The 22,685-nt window shown below is 46.7% G+C and carries 21 protein-coding genes; 6 read left to right on the forward strand and 15 right to left on the reverse strand.

Annotated elements, in window-relative coordinates; genetic code table 11:
• Positions 1-54: 54 nt before the first annotated feature.
• From prc to SO_RS11995, 4 genes are all read right to left on the reverse strand, one after another.
• Entirely contained in the window at positions 55-2,100 is a 2,046-nt protein-coding gene (prc, locus tag SO_RS11980; protein ID WP_164925720.1) for a carboxy terminal-processing peptidase, read from the reverse strand.
• Positions 2,101-2,128: 28 nt separating this feature from the next.
• Positions 2,129-2,770 (reverse strand): RNA chaperone ProQ, encoded by a 642-nt coding sequence (gene proQ, locus SO_RS11985; protein WP_011072551.1) that lies wholly within the window; start codon positions 2,768-2,770, stop codon positions 2,129-2,131.
• A gap of 277 nt (positions 2,771-3,047) precedes the next feature.
• Positions 3,048-3,506: a GAF domain-containing protein gene (locus tag SO_RS11990; RefSeq protein ID WP_011072552.1), complete on the reverse strand. Its 459-nt coding sequence runs from the start codon at positions 3,504-3,506 to the stop codon at positions 3,048-3,050.
• Between the two features lie 14 nt (positions 3,507-3,520).
• Complete coding sequence (locus SO_RS11995) at positions 3,521-3,820, reverse strand: YebG family protein (protein ID WP_011072553.1); 300 nt, start codon at positions 3,818-3,820, stop codon at positions 3,521-3,523.
• 205 nt (positions 3,821-4,025) lie between these two features.
• Between SO_RS11995 and SO_RS12000 the strand changes: the two genes are divergently transcribed.
• From SO_RS12000 to SO_RS12010, 3 genes are read left to right on the forward strand one after another with little or no spacing between them, the layout of a single operon-like run.
• Positions 4,026-4,661, forward strand: a complete 636-nt coding sequence (locus tag SO_RS12000; RefSeq protein WP_011072554.1) for a paraquat-inducible protein A — start codon at positions 4,026-4,028, stop codon at positions 4,659-4,661.
• A gap of 1 nt (position 4,662) precedes the next feature.
• A complete protein-coding gene (locus SO_RS12005) occupies positions 4,663-5,280 on the forward strand; it encodes a paraquat-inducible protein A (RefSeq protein WP_011072555.1) in 618 nt (205 codons plus the stop codon).
• A complete protein-coding gene (locus tag SO_RS12010) occupies positions 5,267-7,903 on the forward strand; it encodes a PqiB family protein (protein WP_011072556.1) in 2,637 nt (878 codons plus the stop codon). The genes SO_RS12005 and SO_RS12010 overlap by 14 nt, the downstream gene beginning before the upstream one ends.
• A 143-nt stretch (positions 7,904-8,046) precedes the next feature.
• Here the strand turns inward: SO_RS12010 and SO_RS12015 are convergent, their stop codons facing one another.
• On the reverse strand, positions 8,047-9,273 hold the full coding sequence (locus SO_RS12015; protein WP_011072557.1) for a nucleoside recognition domain-containing protein: 1,227 nt from the start codon (positions 9,271-9,273) through the stop codon (positions 8,047-8,049).
• Positions 9,274-9,455: 182 nt separating this feature from the next.
• On the opposite strand from SO_RS12015, the gene rsmF reads away from it, so the two are divergent.
• Positions 9,456-10,880, forward strand: coding sequence for a 16S rRNA (cytosine(1407)-C(5))-methyltransferase RsmF (gene rsmF / locus SO_RS12020; RefSeq protein ID WP_011072558.1), 1,425 nt, complete (start codon positions 9,456-9,458; stop codon positions 10,878-10,880).
• 230 nt (positions 10,881-11,110) lie between these two features.
• Here the strand turns inward: rsmF and SO_RS12025 are convergent, their stop codons facing one another.
• From SO_RS12025 to apbC, 9 genes are all read right to left on the reverse strand, one after another.
• Positions 11,111-11,899, reverse strand: a complete 789-nt coding sequence (locus SO_RS12025) for a TatD family hydrolase (RefSeq protein WP_011072559.1) — start codon at positions 11,897-11,899, stop codon at positions 11,111-11,113.
• Positions 11,900-12,225: 326 nt separating this feature from the next.
• Positions 12,226-12,552: a PilZ domain-containing protein gene (locus tag SO_RS12030; protein ID WP_011072560.1), complete on the reverse strand. Its 327-nt coding sequence runs from the start codon at positions 12,550-12,552 to the stop codon at positions 12,226-12,228.
• Positions 12,553-12,558: 6 nt separating this feature from the next.
• Positions 12,559-13,515: a DNA polymerase III subunit delta' gene (gene holB, locus SO_RS12035; protein WP_011072561.1), complete on the reverse strand. Its 957-nt coding sequence runs from the start codon at positions 13,513-13,515 to the stop codon at positions 12,559-12,561.
• Positions 13,509-14,138 carry a dTMP kinase gene (tmk, locus tag SO_RS12040; protein ID WP_011072562.1) on the reverse strand — a complete coding sequence of 210 codons (630 nt, stop codon included), beginning with the start codon at positions 14,136-14,138 and terminating at the stop codon, positions 13,509-13,511. Before tmk ends, holB begins: the two co-directional genes overlap by 7 nt.
• Positions 14,135-15,145 carry an endolytic transglycosylase MltG gene (gene mltG / locus SO_RS12045; protein ID WP_011072563.1) on the reverse strand — a complete coding sequence of 337 codons (1,011 nt, stop codon included), beginning with the start codon at positions 15,143-15,145 and terminating at the stop codon, positions 14,135-14,137. Before mltG ends, tmk begins: the two co-directional genes overlap by 4 nt.
• Positions 15,142-15,951 carry an aminodeoxychorismate lyase gene (gene pabC / locus SO_RS12050; protein WP_011072564.1) on the reverse strand — a complete coding sequence of 270 codons (810 nt, stop codon included), beginning with the start codon at positions 15,949-15,951 and terminating at the stop codon, positions 15,142-15,144. The genes mltG and pabC overlap by 4 nt, the downstream gene beginning before the upstream one ends.
• Positions 15,952-15,956: 5 nt before the next feature.
• Positions 15,957-16,538: a dCTP deaminase gene (gene dcd, locus SO_RS12055; protein ID WP_011072565.1), complete on the reverse strand. Its 582-nt coding sequence runs from the start codon at positions 16,536-16,538 to the stop codon at positions 15,957-15,959.
• A 29-nt stretch (positions 16,539-16,567) separates the two neighbouring features.
• Entirely contained in the window at positions 16,568-17,206 is a 639-nt protein-coding gene (gene udk / locus SO_RS12060) for a uridine kinase (RefSeq protein ID WP_011072566.1), read from the reverse strand.
• An 11-nt stretch (positions 17,207-17,217) separates the two neighbouring features.
• A complete protein-coding gene (apbC, locus tag SO_RS12065; RefSeq protein ID WP_011072567.1) occupies positions 17,218-18,333 on the reverse strand; it encodes an iron-sulfur cluster carrier protein ApbC in 1,116 nt (371 codons plus the stop codon).
• A 160-nt stretch (positions 18,334-18,493) separates the two neighbouring features.
• Between apbC and metG the strand changes: the two genes are divergently transcribed.
• Together metG and SO_RS12075 are read left to right on the forward strand one after the other, a co-directional pair.
• Positions 18,494-20,524: a methionine--tRNA ligase gene (metG, locus tag SO_RS12070; RefSeq protein WP_011072568.1), complete on the forward strand. Its 2,031-nt coding sequence runs from the start codon at positions 18,494-18,496 to the stop codon at positions 20,522-20,524.
• Positions 20,525-20,722: 198 nt separating this feature from the next.
• Positions 20,723-21,679 (forward strand): AEC family transporter, encoded by a 957-nt coding sequence (locus SO_RS12075; RefSeq protein WP_011072569.1) that lies wholly within the window; start codon positions 20,723-20,725, stop codon positions 21,677-21,679.
• Between the two features lie 232 nt (positions 21,680-21,911).
• Here the strand turns inward: SO_RS12075 and SO_RS12080 are convergent, their stop codons facing one another.
• A complete protein-coding gene (locus SO_RS12080) occupies positions 21,912-22,664 on the reverse strand; it encodes a Nif3-like dinuclear metal center hexameric protein (protein ID WP_011072570.1) in 753 nt (250 codons plus the stop codon).
• Between the last annotated feature and the right edge of the window lie 21 nt (positions 22,665-22,685).

A 22,685-nucleotide genomic window follows, 5' to 3' on the forward strand; every position in this document is an offset into this window, starting at 1 on the left:
GAAAAACGCGCCATAAGCGCGTTTTAAGATAAGGTAAACAGGCGTAAACTCCGCCTATTTAGTGCCAGCGTTAGCTAGCTTTTTCGCATCCACCATATCTAAGGTGATATACGCCGTTTCATCTAAAAATGCATCTGGTGCTACGACATCGTCTTTAATGTCTTCCATCGATTTAACAGGCGCTAAACCATTGGCAACACGACGCTCATTGGTTCTATCGAGCACTTTCTTCTCATCAGCTTCACGTGATGCAATACGCTCACTTTCAACTAAGGAGACCGTTTTCTCTTTGTGATGCTTTTTAAAGTCAGCAATATCTTGATTGATATAGTTAAATTCAACACTGTTTTGAATTCGAGCAAGGTGCTTTTTCTCTAAACTCGCCACCAGTTCAGGAGTGATATCGTTTAGCGTGCCATATTGCGCCATCGGGACTTTGTCCCAAGGCAAAGCATTCTTCTCTTCAGCTTCACCGTATTCACCAGGCTCTAATGCACTTGGATAAGCAATATTCGGTGTCACACCTTTCAGTTGAGTACTACCACCGTTAATCCGATAAAACTTCTGAATGGTGTATTGCACATGGCCAATTGGCTTCTCGTACATATCGTAGATACGACCTAGGCTCTTGTGCTGTTGTACTGTACCCTTACCGAAACTGGATTCTCCGACAATCAGTGCACGGTCATAGTCCTGTAATGCTGCTGCGAAAATCTCAGAAGCTGATGCACTATAACGGTCAACCATCACGGTCAACGGACCTGTGTAAGTCGTCTTACCATCGTTATCACGGTGAGCGGATACACGACCATCGGCATCACGGACTTGTACTACTGGTCCCATATCGATAAAGAGTCCGGTCAGTAACACAGCTTCAGTTAATGCGCCACCGCCGTTACCACGTAAATCGATAACCACACCTTCGACTTTGGCTTCATTCAGCTTAAGTAGTTCCTTTTCAACATCCTGGGATAAATTCATATAGAATCCAGGGATCTGGATCACACCGACTTTACGATTGGCGTATACACCGTCTTTAGGTTCGATGATCTTTGAAGTGGCTGCACGGTCTTCTAAGCGAATTTTGTCACGCACTAAGGTCACGTTAAACGGCTTAGCATTTGAGCCGCCTTTCTTCGGTAAAATCTGCAAAACGACTTTACTGCCCTTAGGTCCTTTGATGAGTTCGACCACATCGTCTAAACGCCAGCCGATAACATCAACAATCTCGCCGCCTTCTTGGCCGACACCGACAATCTTATCTTCTGGTGACAGTTTCTCACTGCCAGCCGCAGGACCACCCGCGATCAAACTCTTAATCACAGTGTAATCATCTTCGAGCTGTAACTGCGCGCCAATACCCTCAAGGCTTAAGTTCATTTCCATTTGGAAACGCTCGGCATTACGGGGGGATAAATAGCTAGTGTGCGGCTCTATGCTGCGTGAAAACGCGTTCATCACGGCTTGGAACACATCTTCGCTATTGGTCTGAGTCAAACGTTTGATGGCGTTGTTATAACGCTTTTGCAGAATATCAACGATTTCAAGCCATTTTTTGCCAGTAAGCTTGAGATTCAACGCGTCATATTTGACTCGCTGACGCCAAAGTTCATTGATTTCAGCTTGATCTTTCGGCCAAGCAACATCTTCCCGATCATAATCGTAGACATCACCAGGGGCGGTAAAGTCCATTTCTTTATCGAGCAGAGAAAGCGCGTACACAAAGCCTTCGTAGCGACGTTTTTGAACCAAATCAAACATTTTGTATGCAGGATCGAGTTCACCTGAACTAAGCATGTCGTCAAACTGATTGATATAAGGTTTAAAACTGTCGACATCGGCTTGGGTCAGCACATTGCGACGGTAATCAAGTTGCTGTAAATAGCGGTCAAATATCTGCGCAGAAAACGCGTCATCGAGCGCAAATCGGTGGTAATGCGAACGAGTATATAAATCCGTCACTCGCTTACTGGCCACTTTATGCTGCGCTTCCTGCTTGAGAGTGGGTAACTCGCTGATTTGAATTGTAGGAGGCACAGCCCAAGCCGAGAATCCGACAAAAACAGTGGCGATGGATGTAGCCAAAATGAGTTTTCGCATCAACAAGTTACTCCGTTAGATTAAATGATTACAGCAGAATATGTTCTGCTTTCACTTTTATCGTTAAGCCGCTATCGAGCTGAACATGAATGTCTTCTTTATTAATGTCGGTGATCACGCCGGCTACTGGCGTCATACCTAACTTAACATTGACACGTTGCTTCTTCGCTAAATCAGTCAATTGCGCTTGCACTAAGTTCACTACAGGTTCGACCTTTGGAGCCGCTTTTGCTGGGCGCTCAGTCTTACGTGCAGGAACGGCAACTTTCTTAGGGGCTTTTTTCGCCGGAGCTTTACCCGCTGGAGCCGCTTTCGGTGTTTGAGCAGCACGCTTAGCTTTGGCTTTTTCTTGGCTTTCTTTCAACATGGCTTGAGCATGATCAATATGCTCTTGCTCTAACTCACCACAAGGCTGACCATCAAGATCGACACGCTGTGCACCGGCCTTTACCGATTTTAGGTAGCGCCAGCTGCTGGTGTAGCGTCTTAACGCCACTCGCAGTTGCGTTTTACTGACTTTAGAATCATCAGCCAACCTTTCAGCCAAATCTTGAAACAATCCGATTTTTAATGGCTTAGTTTCACCTTCAGCAATAAAGCACAAAGGAAATGTTTCATACAAATACGCCAAAATTGCGTTGGTGTCGGTCAACTTATCTGTTGATTCCATCATTACTTCCACAGTTAAAAAGGGACATCGAATTCGAGGTGATATAAATCAGCTTCTTACGTGTCGTTCATCTTGGTTAAGCCCACAATTGAGCCAAAGTACAAATTAGCATTCTCGCCGAGTTAACTAAAGTTAAAAAATATAAGTTAACAATTTTTTACGGCTAAACCTATCAGGCTTATTCAGACCATACCTAAATAAGCCTTATCAGGACATGCGCTATTATAAGGCGCACGCCACCGATTGCGACCATGAATTATGCGTTATTGTACGCAAATTAAGCAAATAGGCATTTTTCGAAGCTTTTTACCAATAATTCCAAGCCCTTTTGGTCTTCTTCGTCGAAGTGATCAAAAATAGGACTATCGATATCCAGCACAGCGATCACTTTTCCATCAGCCCGCACAGGGATAACAATTTCTGAATTACTGGCCGCATCACAGGCAATGTGGCCGTCAAATTGATGCACATCGGCAACACGTTGGGTTTGGTTAGCCAGTGCTGCGGTGCCACACACACCCTTTCCCATAGGAATGCGGGTACAAGCGACTTTTCCTTGGAAAGGACCTAACACTAACTGTTCGCCGCGCATCACGTAAAAACCAACCCAATTTAGCTCAGTTAAGTTATCGTTGAGCAGAGCCGAAAAGTTAGCCATGGCAGCCACTAAATCGTCTTCACCTTCAAGTAACGCCAGCACTTGACGATTCAATGATTCATAAAATTGCGGTTTCATATGCATCCTAAGAATTATTCGACAGCGTCGTCCTTCTTAGACGCTTTTTTCGCTGCACTTTGTTTTGTTGGCGTACTATTAACTTGAACGACGCCTTTAAGCAAGTTTGTCAGCTCATCTTTATTGTTAGCAAAATAGAATGCGAGCTGTTCGGTCAGACTTTCATCAATTCCGAGCTGCGCGTTTTGAATAAATGGAATGAGGTTGTCAGCGATATCGAGCATCTTATCGTAGGCATCAGCCTCCTTTTTCGATGTGAATGTCATCTTTTCTACCCCTTCTCTTACCACGACAAACTGTGTAATAACTGCCATGACTGCCCTCGCACTGTTTTTATATACAGTAACCAGAATGACATAAAGTGAACTAGTGATGCAAGTGTTCTGATTATTCTGATATTATGTGAACGTTTTGCGTTGTCGAGATGAGTCAAGAAATTGGGTATCTCACCTTATAATTTGTTTAATTCGGATTATTTGCACTATCTCAATGGCTTTGGGGCTAATATAATATTTTTATATGCATGAAAATACAGCAGAAAACTCTGTAATCCTCTGTCGTTCCTGCGACTTGGCCATTCGGAAACGCGCCCTACCGACGGGTGTAAGAGCGTTGTGCCCGCGCTGTAACACTGCTCTTTATGACACACCATACTGCTCAGTGAATGGCATGTTGGCACTGTGCATTACCGCGTTGGTATTTTATTTTCCTGCTAATTTTTTCCCTGTGTTGGAAATTCATTTCCTAGGCAGTATTCGCACTACGACTGTGTTTCAAGGCGCTTTTGCCGTCTTCGACCAAGGGTATTGGGTTGTAGGTATAGCCGTGCTCGCCGCGGCGGTGGTAGGCCCAGGTTTATTGATCCTGTCGATTCTCATCCAACTCTTAATTGTTAAATGGGGGCTTGATAGCCCATTGGGGCGCCATAGCCTCAAACAATTATTAAAATTTCAGGGACTCCTGTCGCAACTGACTATGCTCGAGATTTATGTGATTAGTTTCCTCGTTTCCTCGTTTCAATTATCAGACTTTTCAGATATTTACTTTGGAATGGGGACCTTTTGCTTCACCATGCTTTTTTTAGTCACCCTATTTTTACAGCGTGAATACGATATTGAGCATATGTGGGGTCTTCTTATGCAGGAGCGTCACTGAGATGAAGCAGCAAGGAAAAGATTTAGGTCTCTGTTTATGTACAGTTTGCAGGCAACTCAATGGCAGTGATGATAGCCACTGTAGTCGTTGTGGATCAGAACTACATGTTCGCGACTATAGCAGCTTACAAAAAAGCTGGGCGCTGCTGATCACTGCTGCCATTTTATTGGTCCCAGCGAACCTCTACCCTATAACTGTGCTCACCAATCAGGGAAAGGTACGTCACGATACGATCTTCTCCGGTATTATCCATTTAGTACAATCGGATATGTTTCCTATCGCCATTATCGTGTTTATTGCCAGTATTTTAGTACCTTGGGTGAAAATTATCGGTCTTGCTACTTATCTGTGTGCAATCAGTTTTAATTTGCCCATTTCAAAAAAGAAACTCATGGTGGGATTTCATATTATCGAGTGGATCGGCCGCTGGTCGATGCTCGATTTGTTTGTGATCTCACTAACGGTTGCCCTTGTTAATATGGGGCAATTACTCGATGCGAAGCCGGCTCCTGCGGCCACGGCGTTTGCATTAGTGATTTTACTCACTCAACTTGCCGCAAAAGTTTTAGACACTCGTTTACTCTGGGATCGATTGGAAAATCAAGATGACACAAATTGAATCGCCAAAAGTTGTGAAGAAAAAACTCTTTTCGCCGATTTGGCTGCTCCCTATTGTGGCGCTCGCACTCGGCGCTTGGCTGGGTATTAAAAGCATCAAAGAATCGGGCGTTGAAATTCAGATCCACTTTCCCAGTGCAACGGGAATTGATGTGGGCAAAACCTTAGTCAAATACCAAGGTTTAACCGTCGGTAAGGTGAAAGACATTGGCATTGACGATGATCTTAAAGGCGTGAACGTGAAAGTGATGATGGACTATCGCGCTAAACCTTTCTTAAATAAAGAGACCCTCTTCTGGTTAGTCACCCCAAAGGCGAGTATCACAGGCGTTGAAGGTTTAGATGCGCTGTTTTCGGGCAACTATATTGCCATTCAACCGGGTAAAGGCAATGCCGCAACGTTCTTTGAGGCTGAGCGTCAGCCACCACCGATGCAAATCGGCTCCGAAGGGGTGATGATTGAACTCACTGCCGATAAGCTGGGTTCATTGGACGTTGGCTCACCCGTTTTCTTTCGCCAGATCCCTGTGGGCAGTGTCGTCAGTTACCGCTTAGATGGTAACGCGAGAGTCATTATCAGTGCGTTTATTCAAGAACAATACGCGCGTTTAGTGAAGAAAAATTCCCATTTTTGGAATGTCTCTGGTGTAAAAGTCGACGCCAGTTTAGCGGGCATTAAGGTCAATACCGAGAGCTTGGCCTCCATCCTTGCGGGTGGGGTGAGTTTTAGTTCCGATGAAAAAGCAGCAGCTGCACAAAATGGCGACAGTTTTGCCCTCTATGATTCCGAAACCAGTGCTTTAGGCGGAGTTGAAGTGAGCTTAACCATGAACGATGGCAATGGGATTGATAAAGGCACCCGCATCGTATATCGGGGTATCAGCGTTGGCTCGATTCAAAGTAAAAACCTCACCACCACTGGCGTCACAGCGATTGCCAAGTTTGAGCCTGAGTATGCCAATTTATTAACCAGCGACGGACGTTTTTGGTTAGAGGGCGCGGATATTTCACTGTCTGGTATCAAAAATCCTGAACGTTTACTGACAGGTAGCGTGATTAACTTTTTACCTGGCACAAATGCCAATACGGCGCTACCAAGCAGCTTCGCTCTGCAATCCTCAGCACCTGATTTACTGCAAGCCAAAAAACGTCTGTTGACTATCACCTCAGCAGAAAATATGGGATTAACCGCTGGTGCAGAAGTGCGCTACAAACAGTTGCCTATTGGCCAAGTTCTTGCGGTGAAGTTAACTAAAGATCTTTCGGCGGTAGAATATCAGCTTGAACTACAACCTGAATTTGCCAGTTTAGTCCGTAGTGATAGCTATTTTATACCTGAGTCGGCGCTGAGTGTCGATGCATCCATTGAGGGGGTATCTGTCAAAACCCGCGATCTGGCGACATTAACCAAAGGTGCTGTGAGTCTTATTCCCGGCAGCAATAACACGCCTGTTGCAGCCAATGCGCGCTTATCACTCTTTAGCTCTGTTGAGGAAGCGAAGCAGTTTTTCGAGCGCCAGCAACGTCTTTATTTTACGTTGACCAGCCAAGATGGCGCAGATGTCAGCCAAGGCTCGCCAATTTACTATAAAAAAATGCAAATCGGTCGTGTTGAGTCGGTGAATTGGCAAAGTAAAACTGAAGACTTTGCGATTAAGATCGCCATCGATAAGCAGTTCCAGCCCTTAATGCAAAAACCGAAAGTATTTTGGCGTAATAGCGCACTGGATGTCAGCGCCAGCCTAGCGGGTATTGACGTCGCCGTTGCGCCGCTTCAGGGCGCACTAAAAGGCAGTATCAGCCTAGGCTTATTGGAGAATCCCCTCGCAGATCCTACTGCTTCGCTCAAACTTTATGAAAATAAACAGTTAGCCTTAGCCCAAGCGCAAGCTATTAGGCTCACCCTATCCGCCTCGGCTAAATTGGCCGCTAAAGCAGCGATTCGTTATCAAGGGCACCAAGTGGGTGAAGTGACTCAGGTTAAGCTTAATGCAGACCTCAATACCCTCTCGGCCACCGCCTATCTCTATGGCGAATATGCGGATCATTTCAGCAGCAGTGACGCCGAGTATCATATGGTCGAAGCACAAATTTCTTTAGCGGGCATTAAAGCCCCAGAAACCTTAATCACAGGGCCTTATATTGGGGTGTTACCAGGTAAGAGCAAACAAAAGGCCACGCAATTCCAAGCTAAACTCGTTGAGAGCAGCTATGCCAATGTGGCCGAAGATGCGCTCAAGTTTACCCTAGAGGATAGCAACCTAGGCTCGATGAAAGTCGGCACGCCTATTTTCTTCCGTGGTCTTAAGGTTGGCCAAATCGACGGCTACAGCCTGTCTTCTCAAGGTAACAGTGTGTTAATGCAAGCACACATTGAGCCGCAATACCGTCACTTAGTAAATAAGACGAGTCAGTTCTGGGATGCTTCTGGTATCAAAGTGGATGTAGGGATTTTCTCAGGCGCGCAGATAGAAGCGGGTTCACTTGAAACCCTACTGGCGGGCGGCATTAATGTCGCTACCAAGGAAACAACACAAGCAAACAATCGCTTAAGCCAAGGTGCTGTGATTACACTGCAGCATAAAGCCCAGACTGAATGGCAGGAATGGGCACCCGCGCAATAGCTCCTGTGCAATAAATAATTGTGCTATCGATTTAAGCTAAAACAGCTAAAGTCTCTAAACGCGATAGTTAACTCTTTAAAATCAGGCGCACTAGGTAAATCCTAATGCGCCTGATTTTTTATCATCTTACAGTCTTATACTGCTTATCCATAGAACCAGTAACAAACCGCAATGGCGGCACTGATCCCTGCAAAATCCGCCGTTAAACCACAGGCAAGTGCATGACGGCCGTGGCGAATGCCCACTGAACCAAAATAGACCGCCAGCACATAGAATGTGGTTTCAGTACTACCTTGGAAAATCGCTGCCAGTCGACCTGCAAAAGAGTCCACACCATGATGCGCCATGGTTTCGAGCATCATCGCCCGCGCGCCTGAGCCACTAAAGGGTTTCATTAGCGCCGTTGGCATAGCATCGACAAAACGGGTATCCAACCCGAAAAGGCTCACTCCGCCAGCGATGAGTTGCAGTAGGTAATCCAATGCCCCCGAAGCCCTCAGTAAACCAATGGCCAGCAGCATAGCTAGCAAGTACGGAATAAGTTGAATGGATTGATTAAAACCCGCCTTCGCCCCTTCAATAAACTCATCATAAATGGGTACTTTACGAACACCTGCCACCAGCACAAAACTAAATACCAGTAGCAATAATATCCCGTTACCCATGGCGGTCGACACAGTGCCAATCGCTTCGGCCGTTAGGGTCATCAGATAAAAGCCGCTGGCGACTAATGCCGAGAGGATCACCGCGCCATATCCTAGTACCACGGCATTAAGCAGTGACAGTCGCTGGACAAATGCAACGGTTAGCAATCCCGCTAATGTTGATGCTGAGGTAGCTAGGAGTATCGGCAAAAAAATATCCGCAGGAGCCGCAGCCCCCTGCTGGGCACGGTACAAAAACACCGTGACAGGCACTAAAGTCACCGAGGAGGTATTGAGCACTAAGAATAGAATTTGTGCGTTGGTAGCAACGGTTGTCACCGGATTAAGACTCTGCAAATCCTGCATAGCCTTTAAACCTAAGGGGGTTGCGGCATTATCCAGCCCAAACACATTAGCCGTTAAGTTCATGGTCATACTGCCAAAAGCAGGATGCCCCTTAGGCACTTCGGGCATTAAGCGGCGTAGCAATGGCTCAAATATAAATGCTATGGCTCCAACCACCCCCGCTTTTTCACCAATGCGCATCAAGCCCATCCACAGGGATAAAACCCCGACTAAGCCTAAGGCGATTTCGGCTGACAGTTTTGCGCTGGCAAATAGCGCCTCAACAGCATTAGCGAGCACTTCGATATGCCCATTCGCGAGTTGTACCCCTATCGCCAACAGCGATATGAGGAAAAACACTAACCACACCCGATTCAGCACTCTGCCCCTACCTTATTTTTTATTATTTTGCCTTCGTTTTACACGTTCTCTTACTTAATGCAAAGCGGTTACGCCAGCCACTAAATACCCCAACAGCGCGGCATAAAACGCAGGATAAAATCCCTGCCCCAGTAAGGGATTATGATATACTTGCCACAGTTGATACACAGCCTAATCCCGTTATGGTTCAATTAAATCCAAATTTTATCAATACAATTTCCCAAGAATTACCTGCTCATCTCTCAATGGACGAATTTATTGCTGCTTGCGCGAGGCCACTTAGGCGTTCTATTCGCGTCAATACCTTAAAGATCAGCAGCGAGGATTTTAAGCGTTTAATGCAGCCTAAAGGATGGACATTTGAGCCCATTCCTTGGTGTAAGGATGGTTTCTGGATAAGTTACGATGAAGAAGAACAGCTAGGCAACGCCCTAGAACATATTCAGGGCTTATTCTATATCCAAGAAGCCAGCTCCATGCTGCCACCGACCGCACTATTTACCCCCAATGCAGATTGGCAATGTGTGTTGGACTTAGCAGCAGCCCCCGGTTCTAAAACCACGCAAATGGCCGCCTTGATGAACAATCAGGGCTTATTGGTTGCCAATGAATATTCCGCAAGTCGCGTTAAAGTGCTTCATGCCAATGTGCTGCGCATGGGAGCGAGCCACTGCGCCCTAACCCACTTCGATGGCCGGGTATTTGGCGAATATCTCTATGAAAGCTTTGATGCGGTATTAATTGATGCGCCCTGTGGCGGTGAAGGCACAGTCCGTAAAGATGTTGACGCCTTAAAATCTTGGTCGCTGGATGAGGTTATCGCCATTAGTGAAACCCAAAAAGCACTTATCGAATCGGCCTTTTTAGCGTTAAAGCCGGGTGGCAGTTTGGTGTATTCCACTTGCACCCTCAATCGGCACGAAAACCAAGGTGTGTGCGAATATTTGCAGCAAACTTATGGTAATGCAGTACAATTTGAATCCTTAAGCCAACTGTTTGATGGTGCTGACAAAGCCACCACACCTGAGGGCTTTTTACACGTTTGGCCGCAGATTTACGACAGCGAAGGCTTTTTTGTCGCGAAACTGACTAAAACCCGCTCGGTACCTCGTCTTCAGCTTGAACCTAAGCTACAAAAAAACTTCCCTTTTACCGAGGCGAGTCCTAAACAAGCGAAAGCCATTCAAGCGTATTTTGCCGATGATCTGGGTATCGAACTGCCCGATGAACTTATCATGGTGCGCGACGACGAGTTTTGGCTCTTCCCGCGTGAATTTACTGACTTTATTGGCAAAATGCGCTTTCAGAGGATAGGGCTTAAACTTGCTGATCACAGTAAACATGGCTTCAAGGTCCGCCATGAGGCCGTGATTGCACTAGCAAATACCCAAGCCAACATTATCGAGATTAATGATGAACAGGCCAAAGAATACTTGATGGGGCGAGATATTGCCCTCGATACCGCCACAAAAGCCCAAGGCGAAATCATTGTCTGTTATGGTGGTGCTCCCTTAGGTATGGCCAAACATTTAGGCAATAAATTAAAAAACAATCTACCCAGAGACTTAGTGAAAGATAAGGTCTTATTGTTACCATCGCAGGCATAATGGTTATAATTCGGCGATTTTTTAGCGAGAAATAACCTAAAAAAGGGGAAGGAGAAAGTGTCACTCACTCAAAACTCAACTACACTGAGTCTATTGTAAAGCGCGCTATATGGCGCTTTCATCTGTAGCGCACGGCTCTTTAACGAGCCATTCCCCTAGGCCCAAACAGCTAGACTCGTTTTGGGCCTTTTTTTATGGGCTTTTTACAGATTTAGCGGGTGAATAAGGTATCAACGTCCGATAAGACGTGCCGCATCCTTAAACAAGTTAAAGAAGTTCTCACTCGTGTACTGTGCAAGATCTTCGTAACGCTCTCCCCTAAGCTCTGCCACAAACTCCGCAACATCACGCACATAGGCAGGTTGGTTTTCCTGCCCGCGATGTGGAATAGGCGCAAGATAAGGCGAATCGGTTTCCACCAATAACCGCTCCTTCGGTACTTTACGGATCACCGTTCTGAGTTCGCCGGCATTTTTAAAGGTCACAATACCCGACACTGAAATATAAAAACCTAAATCAATCGCAGCTTTAGCCATTTCCCAGTTTTCAGTAAAGCAGTGCAATACGCCACCAACTTTTTCTGCCTGACCCGTTTTTAGCATATTGATGGTGTCTTCACGGGCATCGCGGGTATGCACAATAAGTGGTTTATTGACCTCAACGGCTAAGGCAATCTGCTGCTCAAAACATTGTTGTTGCAAGGATTTGGTTTCATCGGCATAAAAATAATCTAGGCCAGTTTCACCAATCGCGACCACTTTAGGCTCCATCGCAAAACGGCGGATTTGCTCCACATCGAGTCCTTCTTTTACATCCAATGGGTGTACACCCGAAGATAAAAATACTTGCTCGAAACCCGCAACCTTATCGCGCATCGATTCAAATCCTTGCTGGCGAACATTCACACAGAGCATATAGTCGACACCACGCGCTTTAGCGTTGGCGAGGATGAGTTCTAAGGTGGGTTGATCAGGCGCCGCTTTAAGGCGATCGAGATGGCAATGTGAATCGATAAGCACAGCAATTTCCAAGCAGTGAAACAAAAGGAGCACAAGGATACTCAGCGATGGGATCGAGGTCAAATATCGCTAAGGTTTCACTTGGTACAAAATAACTTCAGATCTGGATAAAACATATCAAACAGCGTTGTGCAACGCTTACAGGGTTATTTGACTTGAAAAGGCGCGCTATTAACGCGTAAATAAGCCTTGTATCAGCACAAAGCGCAAATTTGAGATTAAGTAATTGAAATTTTTGTGGTGTTGATTGCATTTATCCATCTCTTAACCCAAGTTGAGGTTAAATCGCTAAGTGTAGTCTGAGATGGCGGATCTATGCGTTACAGTTACATCGTGCAGGTTAAATCGCCTGAGGAAAGCTCACGGGACAACAGTTTTTCAATATGATGTTTGTGGCTGTCTGGCTCTGAAACTATCTTGATACCAATCCCTACAGGGCGCCCACCTGACGCGCCCAAAGGGTTAATCCACACCACGACACCACGAAATTCGTTAGACGTTGTCGCGCCAGGTAAACGATAGGCGATGGTTAAGGTCTCGCCGAGATAATGTGTTTCTCCTGTGGCAACAAACAACCCTGCCGGCTTAATGAACGGCATATAGGCTCGATAAAGCTGATGTAAGGTATCAAAATTAACGACAAGATCGACCATGGCATGTTACTTATTTGTTATATCTCTATATTCTAAAACATAACTTTGACACAAGCCCAAATAATTGACACTTGGCATGGCACTTAAGCTATGACACATTCCCATGACTTTCGCCGCCAAGTTCCCTATTTGCGCCTGAACATACGCATCTTGGTTGCCATTCTTCAATAAAATTTGTCTCAAAAGTAAGTATAAAACCTTAAGAGCATCAATAATTTGCTGTTCACTTATTATTAACAAGCTAGCACACAGATGGCCCGACGACAAACTTTGCGCCCAATCTTTGCGAAAACCTAATAAGGTTTGATAACGACTAGGCTGCGTGCTATTTGATTGCAAACTCTCTGCCAACTTTAATGGGCCGCCGACCACACTCAAGCACCAAGTCACATCCTCTTGGATCTGGCATTGCTGAATTAGCCAATTTTTGATCAAGGTCTTAGACGGAGCCACAAAGGGAAGTCTTTGACAACGGCTGCTGATCGTGGCCATTAAACGTGCAGGCGTATCGGAATGTAATAGCAGTAAAGTATCTTTACCTGGCTCTTCGAGTGTCTTAAGTAGCGCATTCGCAGATGCTGAGTTTAAACGCTCGCTATGGTGGATAATGGCTACACGGCGGCCACTTTGCTGGGCAGTCGCACTTAAGCGGCTACAAAGCTCACGAATTTGATCGACTTTGATTTGATGGCCATCGGCCTCGATTTGATAAAAATCAGGATGATTACCCGCATCAAATAACTGGCAGGACTTACAAAAACCGCATCCTCCTGTGTGAGTGGGTTGTGAACACATGGCAGCGCGCGCCATAAACACACTCAAGAGTTCCCCACCATAGGCGGAATCGATACCCACTAGTTGCGCATGGGGGACTTTTTGGGTTTGTAACTGGGTTAAAAACGCCTGTCTTGGCACATCGAGCCAAGGCAGGCTTAACACATCAAATCCACGGTGCTCTACCATGCCATCGCCTGTAACACGGCCAGAATATCTTTATGCACTTCGGCCATCGTTTGGCTGGCATCAATCACCACGATACACTCATCTTCACTGGCAAGTTTGAGGTAAGTTGCTCGTGCCCGCTCAAAAAAGTCGATGGCTTGTTGCTCAATTCTATCAAGTTCACCCCGCTTTGCCGCACGTTGCAGCCCAAGTTTAGGGTCAAGGTCAAGATAGAGGGTTAGATCGGGTTTAAACCCTTTTAGTGTTGCGTTACTTACGGCCTCCACTAAAGGCATTAAGCCGCGTCCACCGCCTTGATATGCAAGGGATGATAGATTGTGCCTATCTCCAAGTACCCAGTTTCCTTGGGCTAAGGCAGGCTTGATCACATTAGCAACCAGTTGCGCTCTGGCGGCATAGATAAGTAAACATTCGGACTCGTCACATAAAGGATCGCTTGGGTCGGCAATTTTCACTAAATCACGAATGCGCTCGGCCAGCGGCGTGCCACCAGGCTCACGGGTGCATACTGGTGCATGGCCGGTATGTTTTTCAATAAAATCACGAATAAGGGCAATCGCACTCGATTTGCCAGCGCCTTCCAGTCCTTCAACTACGATGAATTTGGCGGATGCTTGGGTCATTTTTTCTTTCTCTGATAAATATCCACGGCGCGGTTATGCTCTTCCAAGGTGGTTGAAAACACATGGGTGCCGTCGTTACGCGACACAAAATACAAATAACTGACCTTGGCGGGTTTCGATACAGCCTGTAATGAGGCCTTGCTCGGAGCAGCAATCGGCGTTGGTGGTAAACCGAAAATTCGGTAGGTATTAAACGGCGTATCTTCGACTAAATCCTTGCGAGTGATATTGCCTTTAAATCTGTCTCCCATACCGTAAATCACCGTGGGATCGGTTTGCAACTTCATCCCAAGATTCAGTCTATTGATAAAGACACCGGCGATTTGATCGCGCTCAAAGGCTTGGCCAGTTTCCTTTTCAACAATCGAAGCCAAGATCAGCATCTGATAACGCGATTTTAGGGGTAAACCGGGCACTCGCTCCGCCCACGCTTTGGCGAGCTCCTGCTCCATCATTTTGTAACTTTGGGTAAGCAGTTCCCTAGCATCACTGTCTGCGGTGTAGTGATAAGTATCAGGGAAAAACTTGCCTTCCGGCAACGCCGAATCATCCCCCTGATCCATCAATACGGCACTGAAAACCTCTGAGGTCAATTGTAAATGGGGCGCGTTTGCGAGTTGTTGTTCCCACTCCGCAATGGTTTTGCCTTCAACGAGTGTCACGCTAAAGATTTTCACCTTGCCATTGACTAAATCATTGAGTAGATCGGCAAGCGTCTGCGAAGGGGTCATCTCATAAAGACCGGTGCGGATCTTGGCCAGCTCAGGGCGTAATTTGAGCAGCCATTTGAGTTTCCATTTATCTTGGATCACGCCATCGGTTTCTAGCTGCTGTGCCAACTGGTGGACACTCGTACCACGGGCAATGGTTAATTCTTTGGCTTCGGTTAAGACTAGAGGCGTTTGGCTGTAATCAATAATCGTACGGTAACCCCAATAACCAACTAAGCAAGCTAAGGTCAGCAAGGCCAATAAGGTAGAGCTTGCGATCAGAATGAGTTTTTTCATAGTGAGAGTGAAAGTGTTTGTCTAAGATCTGCGGTCAAAGGAGAAGGCTTGAAGCTGTGCGAATCGATCGCGAGTACATCCACTACGCCTAAGACACTGTTAGTGATAAATGCCGAGTCAAACTCCACTAAACGCTCGGCGCCAAACGGCAAACAATCGATATCCATCTGCAGTGCAAGTAAGGCTAACATAACTTGCTCACGCATAACACCCGCGACACCGCAGTGCTCCAATGACGGAGTAACAACCTGATTATCCTTAATAAAAAAGATATTTGCCATGGAGGACTCAATCACCTTACCCATACAATCGAGTACAAGCCAATCATCATACCCCTGCGGCAAGGGCAGGGATTTAATCAGCACTTGCTCGAGGCGATTAAGGTGTTTTATCCCTGCCAATAAGGGTTGATGCCCCAATTGTACGGCGGAGGTTTTAAGACGAATCCCCTGTTGCTGCCACGCGGCATAATGGGCAGGAATGGGATGAACAGAAACGACTTCCGTGACGTTTACTTGCTCAGGCGGCGCATAGCCTCGGCCCCCAACCCCACGTGTAACCATCAATTTAATACAGTGCTGTGGATACTGCGCGGCGAGTGTATCGAGCTGCTCGGCAAGGGCTGGACTCATTTGCCAGTCAAACCCAAGCCTTGCTGCACCAGTCTCTAAACGTGCTTGGTGCTGCTGAAAAAATAAAATGCCACGCTTGCTACTTCGCATCGTGGCAAAGAGGCCATCACCATAGGCAAGCCCCCTATCCGTTGGGGCAATGCTTGCTTGTAATACCCCATTAACCCAAATCAAGGGTATTAATCCTGGCTAATACGGCTGGCAACCGCATCCTGTTGATCTTTATACTTGGCATTTTTGCGCTTGTTGTACGGACGCGCAACTGGGCCACTTAAACGTTCAAAATTTAACGCACCAATTGTCATCCGTGGGCGCAGTGCTAAAGGCAACTTACCACTGTTGTAAAACTCGAGCACAATTTTACCCTGCCAGCCCGGATCAATACGATGCGCGGTCACGTGTACCATCAAGCCTAAACGCGCCAGAGAGGAGCGGCCATCGAGCCAACCGACAATATCAGCAGGCAGCGTCACGCTCTCATAGGTCACGGCTAAGGCCAGCTCTCCAGGATGCAGGAAGAAGGCTTCGCCGTCGGGGATTTCGATGATTTCACTCATCACCCGATCGAGCGCAGCCTGGACTTCGCCACTTGGACCACTGAGATCGATAAAAGGCGCGGTATGATCTTTAAAGACGCGAAATTGCCCCCCTAATCGCACATCGACACTCACACCAGATATTGCATCGTTGTTTGGGCGAGGTTCAATCACAATTGTGCCATTATCAAGGGCCTGTTCAATTTCGATATCGGTTAAGCGCATCTTGCCTTTTACTCCCTAAGTATTGGTCGTTATTTTGCCAGTAGATGTTGGATTCGAGTCTTCAAAATATCGGTCGCGATACGGTTTTTGCCACCGCGGGGCACGATAATATCAGCGTATTGTTTTGAAGGTTCAATAAATTGCAGGAACATAGGACGGACGGTTTTCTTGTACTGTGAAATCACCGATTCCATCGTACGGCCACGTTCAGCCACATCGCGGGTTAAACGGCGCAGGAAACAAATGTCCAGCGGCGTATCCATAAACACGCTGGCATCCATCAATTCACGCAATTTAGGATCAGTTAACAGCAGAATGCCCTCTAAAATGATCACTTTTTTCGGTGTCATTTTAACGGTTTCGGCCATACGCGTATGTTCGGTATAGCTATAGCAAGGAATATCAACAGCTTCGCCAGACTTAAGTAACTGCAAGTGCGTGCATAACAGTTGATGGTCTAACGCTTTGGGATGGTCGTAGTTTGTTAACACCCGCTCATCCATGGATAAATGACTCTGATCGCGATAGTACGCGTCTTCGTTAATTACCCCAATCTGATCTGTGCCTAAATCGCGGCGAAGTTCGTCAAAAATCGTCTTGGCAATTAAACTCTTGCCAGATGCTGACGCGCCAGCAATTGCTATAATGACACACTGCTGAGAATTCATACCCTTAAACCTTACTCGTCATCTGATACGCTAATAGAAACTGTTTTTTGGCTCTGCTTGAGCGCCAATTCGGCACCCACTTTACGGGCAATTTCCCGATAAAGTGCAGCCACTTCACTGTCTGGCTCGGCTACCACCGTTGGCGCACCGACATCCATGGCTTCACGGATATTGATATGCAGCGGTAAGGCTCCTAACAGGGGAACTTGATAACGCTCGGCCATTTTACTGCCACCGTGCGTACCAAAGGGGTGCTCTTTATGACCACATTCTGGGCATAAATGGAAACTCATATTCTCAACAATACCGAGGACGGGGATGTTCACTTTCTGGAACATAGTGATGCCTTTCTTGGCATCGGCCAGAGCGATATCCTGCGGAGTGGTGACAATCACCGCGCCGCTCACAGGCACTTTTTGCGACAGGGTTAATTGAATATCCCCTGTGCCAGGTGGCATATCGACGACTAAATAATCTAGCTCTGGCCATTGGGTTTCATTCAGGAGCTGAGCCAAGGCGCCCGCCGCCATTGGACCACGCCACACGGCGGCTTCATCACCACTCAACATAAACCCAATCGATTGTGCAGCAATGCCATAGGCACTGGCCGCAGTCATATGTTTGCCATCGGGTGAAACAGGTCTGAAGTTAGGGATCCCGAGCATTAATGGGACTGATGGGCCATAAATATCGGCATCTAAAATCCCGACCTGCGCGCCCTCAGCGGCCAGCGCTAAGGCAAGGTTAACCGCCGTGGTCGATTTACCCACACCGCCTTTGCCAGACGCGACGGCAATCACTTGCTTCACATTGGCAATCGGTGCGATAGAGGCAATAGCCGAATACACCTTAGGTTGGAAATCGATTTCACATTCGACTTCATCGATAGCATCGAGTACCGCTAACTTGTTGGTCAGCGCCATTACAGTATCGCGATACTGGGTCATACAAGGATATGGATAGACTAAGCCAAGCTGTAACCGCTTACCTTCTATCGCTAATTTATTCACGCATCCTGCGCTCACTAACCCTTTAGCTAAATACGGGTCGATATATGCATCGAGAATGGCCAGAACTGGCCCGAGAAGATCGTCACTCAGACGATAATCAGTTTGAGTTGAAGACAAAAGAATTACCCCCACCAATAAATTTGCCCAAGTGTACCAGATAATGACAAAAACATTAGCGCAGTTTTAACCCAATTGACTCAGGTTTTGATGAAAATCATCCTGTAATCGGTTAGTATCTCAACCATTATTTTTGGCCCACCACGATATTTGAGACAAGATGGCAACTTCACAACGTAAAATTCTCGTGACCAGCGCACTTCCCTATGCGAACGGACCGATTCATTTAGGTCATATGCTGGAATACATCCAGACGGATATCTGGTCGCGTTATCAAAAGCTTCGTGGACATGAGTGCCACTATATTTGTGCCGATGACGCCCACGGCACACCGATCATGCTTAAAGCCCAGCAATTAGGCATGGCGCCTGAAGAAATGATCGCGCAAGTCAACAAAGAGCATCAGCAGGATTTCGCCGATTTTAATATCGCCTTCGATAATTATCACAGCACCCACAGTGAAGAGAACCGCGTGCTGGCGAGCGATATTTACTTAAAACTGCGCGCAAACGGCTATATCAAAAGCAAGAGCATTTCTCAGCTATTTGACCCTGAACAGTCGATGTTCTTGCCGGACCGCTTCGTAAAAGGCACCTGCCCTAAGTGTAAATCGCCCGATCAATATGGCGATAACTGTGATGCCTGCGGCGCGACCTACAGCCCAACGGAGCTGATTAACCCCAAATCGGCCGTCTCTGGCGCGACGCCTGTGATGAAGGACACTGAGCACTTCTTCTTCGACTTACCTGCCTTCGAAGACATGCTAAAAGAGTGGACTCGCTCCGGCGCACTGCAAACCGAAATGGCCAACAAACTCGACGAATGGTTCGAGCAAGGCCTGCAGCAGTGGGATATCACCCGTGATGCACCTTACTTTGGCTTTGAGATCCCTGATGCACCGGGCAAATACTTCTACGTGTGGTTAGATGCGCCTATCGGTTACATGGGTTCATTCAAAAATCTGTGTGACAAACGCCCAGAGCTAAGCTTCGATGAATTTTGGGCGAAGGATTCTAAAGCCGAGGTTTACCACTTTATCGGTAAAGACATTGTCTACTTCCACAGCCTGTTTTGGCCAGCAATGCTTTATGGCTCTGGTTATCGTCAGCCAAATAGCGTTTACGCCCACGGCTATGTGACAGTCAATGGCGCTAAGATGTCCAAATCTAAGGGCACCTTTATTAAGGCTCGCACTTACTTAGATCACTTAGATCCTGAATATTTACGTTACTACTATGCGGCCAAACTCAGTAGCCGTATCGACGATTTAGATCTGAATTTAGAAGATTTCGCCCAGCGCGTGAACTCAGATCTAGTCGGTAAGCTAGTGAATTTAGCCTCGCGCACCGCAGGTTTTATCACTAAGCGGTTCGATGGCAAACTCGCGAAAATTACTGATACCACGCTAACCGAGGTATTTTTAGCCAAGCAAGAACAAATCGCTGAGTTCTATGAAACCCGCGAATACGGTAAAGCGATGCGTGAAATCATGGCACTAGCAGACATCGCCAACGGTTTTGTCGCCGATGCTGCGCCTTGGCAAATGGTGAAACATGACGATCAACAGGAAGCGGCCCACCAAGTGTGCTCGAACGCCCTGAACCTGTTCCGCATTTTGGTGACGTACTTAAAACCTGTGTTACCACGCTTAGCACAAGACGTTGAAGCCTTCTTCCAACAGACGTTAACTTGGGATGGGTTAGGCCAAGATATGGCTGGCCATGAAATTGCGCCATTTAAAGCCATGATGCAACGTGTTGAGTTGGACAAAGTCAATGCTATGGTGGCTGACTCTAAGGAAAACCTGCAAGCCACAACCGAGCCGGAAGCACCTAAAGGCCCATTAGCGACCGATCCAATTAGCGACACTATCAACTATGAAGATTTCGCTAAAATCGATCTGCGAATTGCGCGTATTGTCAAAGCTGAACATGTAGCCGAAGCCGACAAACTGTTAAAACTACAATTGGATATCGGTGGCGAAACCCGTCAGGTGTTTGCAGGGATCAAATCGGCCTACTCGCCAGAGGATCTCGAAGGCAAGCTGACGGTGATGGTTGCCAACCTTGCACCGCGTAAAATGCGTTTTGGCATGTCAGAAGGCATGGTACTGGCAGCAGGCCCTGGTGGTAGCGATTTGTGGATTTTAGAACCCCATGAAGGCGCACAGCCTGGTATGCGGGTGAAGTAATCGACACTACGCACAAGTCAAGCTACTGGTAAATCGACATAAGGCCGCATTAAATGCGGCCTTATTTATTGGTACACATCCCTTTAGGCTTTATCAGGGAGCGTAAGCTGAGGTGGTCTCGACAAGCAGCTCACACTGCGACACTATCGCGGCTGTGGCTAAGCAATAACACACGGTGAGATCATTTAAGGAGACCTTATGGGCAATATCATTGAGCAGTTGTTGTTTTCTGCCTCGATAACCGGCCCCATCTGTTTAATGTTAGCCCTAGGCGTGATACTTAAACGCACTCAAGTGATCGACGAGCACTTTATTGATGTCGCCTCCAAACTGGTTTTTAATGTCACGCTGCCTGCGTTGTTGTTTTTAAGCATTATTAGTTCGCATCACGATCTTGCCGCCAGTGCACCGTTAATAGGCTATGGTCTATTGGCTAATCTGCTGTTTTTTATCCTCTCGACCTACGCGACGAAACGATTTTTCCCTGCGCCAAAGGATCAAGGCGTTATTATTCAAGGGGGATTTAGGGCCAATACCGCCATTATCGGCTTAGCCTATGTGTCTAATGCCTATGGAGAATCAGGTGTTGCCTTAGCCGCGGTTTATGTGGCCGCCATGACGCTGCTCTATAATATTCAAGCCGTGGTTTGCTTAAGTCCGAGGGATGAGGAATCAAGCCGCCACGCTTTTACTGTGATCATAAAAACCATCACCAAAAATCCGCTGATCATTGCCATTATCCTTGGCATGTTGTTTTACCTGCTAGCAATACCTGTACCGAAAATGGTCCTCGATGCGGGACAATACTTTGCCAATATGACGCTCCCATTAGCACTGCTCTGCACTGGCGGTTCACTCAATATTGGATCGCTTAAGCATGAAAAGTATGCCACTTGGTTCTCAACCGCCTTAAAACTTATCTTTGCTCCGCTATTTATCAGCTTAGGTGCCTTGATTTTTGGCTATCGCGGGGTGGAACTTGCCTTAGTCTTTTTAATGAGTTCTGCGCCCACTGCGGCCGCCAGTTATGTGATGGCGCGGGCCATGGGTGCCAATGCCACGCTTGCGGCCAATATTATCGCCTTGACCACTGTTTGCTCACTGTTCACTTGCACCTTAGGTATTTTTATCCTGACAATTTTTGGATTAATCTAAGGCGGGTAAAAATGAGGAAGACTGAAAAAACCATTAAAAAATTGATATATAAAGATTTTATCCATTAAAGACCTTGCCTAATCCAGCAATACTCTGAGGTAATACAGCTTAAAAAACAACAAGGCTAGGATTACATCAAAACATAAAGGCGAGCTTCGCTCGCCTTTACTGATGAATTTTATTGAGAATAACGCACGTTTTAAGTCGACCCCCTTACGCTAAACAAGGCTCGTCACACTGGGTTAGTGATATCCACAAAATGGTGCACTAAATTAAATTCGCGAGCCAGATGTCGTCCTAGCGCCTCAATACCAAAACGCTCAGTGGCATGGTGACCCGCAGCATAGTAATGTATCCCCTGCTCCACCGCGCTGTGGTAAGTACGCTCTGACACTTCACCGCTGATAAACGCATCCACACCAAGGCTTGCTGCAACATCGATATAATCTTGCGCACCGCCTGTACACCAAGCTAAGTATTGAATTTCATCTGAACTTTCACCAATATGCAATGGGTCTCTGCCAAGCACCTCAGCTAACATCGCCGCAAATTCGCTGGCACTCATTGGCAAATCAAGCTTGCCACGCCACACTAATCCCTGCGCCACATCTTCTACTGCTTCGGCATCTAAAATTCCCAGTTTACGGCCTAAGGTCGCATTGTTACCTAACATTGGGTGGGCATCTAAAGGTAAGTGATAGCCAAAAAGATTGATATCGTGGGCGAGCAGCGCTTTGATACGGCGCTGCTTCATACCAGTGATCACTTCAGGTTCGCTCTTCCAAAAGAACCCATGGTGTACCAAAATAGCATCGGCTTTCAGGCGAATCGCTTCATCAATTAACGCTTGGCAGGCGGTGACCCCTGTCACTATGGTGCGGATCTCAGCCTTGCCTTCAACCTGTAAACCATTGGGGGCGTAATCTTTAAAAGCCGAGACTCGCAAAAAATCGGCTAAATATTGGGTTAGTTCTGTCCGTGTCATTCCATCACCGTTTAACGTCTT

It is taken from the genome of Shewanella oneidensis MR-1 (genome assembly GCF_000146165.2).
Classification (GTDB): domain Bacteria; phylum Pseudomonadota; class Gammaproteobacteria; order Enterobacterales; family Shewanellaceae; genus Shewanella; species Shewanella oneidensis.